Origin of the sequence: Curtobacterium flaccumfaciens, assembly GCF_013359815.1 — a bacterium.
In the GTDB taxonomy this organism is placed as follows: Bacteria; Actinomycetota; Actinomycetes; order Actinomycetales; family Microbacteriaceae; genus Curtobacterium; species Curtobacterium flaccumfaciens.
This window is the reverse complement of the sequence record NZ_JABMCF010000021.1, coordinates 1-1042: the sequence shown is the minus strand read 5'-3', so window position 1 is coordinate 1042 and position 1042 is coordinate 1. Positions and strand designations below refer to the sequence as shown.

Sequence of the window (1042 nt, the reverse complement as noted above, 5' to 3'; positions counted from 1 at the left end):
CGGTCGACCCGAACGCGCGCGTCGCCGTCGAGACGATGGTGACCACCGGGCTCGTGCACGTCGCCGGCGAGGTCACGACCTCCGGCTACGTCGAGATCCCCAAGCTCGTCCGTGACGTCATCACCGGCATCGGCTACAACTCGTCGGACGTCTCGTTCGACGGTGCCACCTGCGGTGTCGAGGTCTCGATCGGCGCGCAGTCGCCCGACATCGCGCAGGGCGTTGACGAGTCGCTCGACTCCCGCACCGGTGCGGTCGACCCGCTGGACCGTCAGGGCGCCGGCGACCAGGGCATCATGTTCGGCTTCGCGACGAACGAGACCCCCGAGTACATGCCGGTCGCGATCTGGCTGGCGCACCGCCTGGCCGAGCGCCTGGCCGCGGTCCGGAAGTCGGGCGAGCTGTCGTTCCTGCGCCCGGACGGCAAGACCCAGGTCACCATCGGGTACGACGGCGTCGTGCCGAAGACCGTCGAGACCGTCGTGCTCTCCACGCAGCACTCGCCGAGCGTCACGCTCGACGAGCTCACCGCGGCGATCACCGAGCACGTGATCCGTCCGGTCCTCGACCTGGTCGACCTCGACTCGTCGCACGTCGACGTCATCGTGAACCCGACCGGCCGCTTCGAGATCGGCGGCCCCCAGGGCGACGCCGGGCTCACCGGCCGCAAGGTGATCGTCGACACCTACGGCGGGGCCTCCCGTCACGGTGGCGGCGCGTTCAGCGGCAAGGACCCGTCGAAGGTCGACCGTTCGGCGGCGTACGCGCTGCGCTGGGTCGCCAAGAACGCGGTCGCCGCGGGGCTCGCCGACCGGCTCGAGGTGCAGGTCGCCTACGCGATCGGCCGTGCGAAGCCCGTCGGGCTCTACGTCGAGACCTTCGGCACCGGTCACGTGGACGACGCCACGATCGAGGCCGCCATCCGCCAGGTCTTCGACCTGCGTCCGGCCGCGATCATCCGCGACCTCGACCTGCTCCGACCGATCTACGCGCAGACCGCGACCTACGGCCACTTCGGCCGCGAGCTCCCCGGGTTCACGTG

General features: G+C 70.8%; 1 protein-coding gene. It reads left to right on the top strand.

What is annotated here, in order from left to right:
* Nucleotides 1–1042, top strand: a 1042-nt coding sequence (metK, locus tag HP445_RS00060; protein ID WP_175330755.1) for a methionine adenosyltransferase, incomplete at both ends; no start/stop codon positions are given.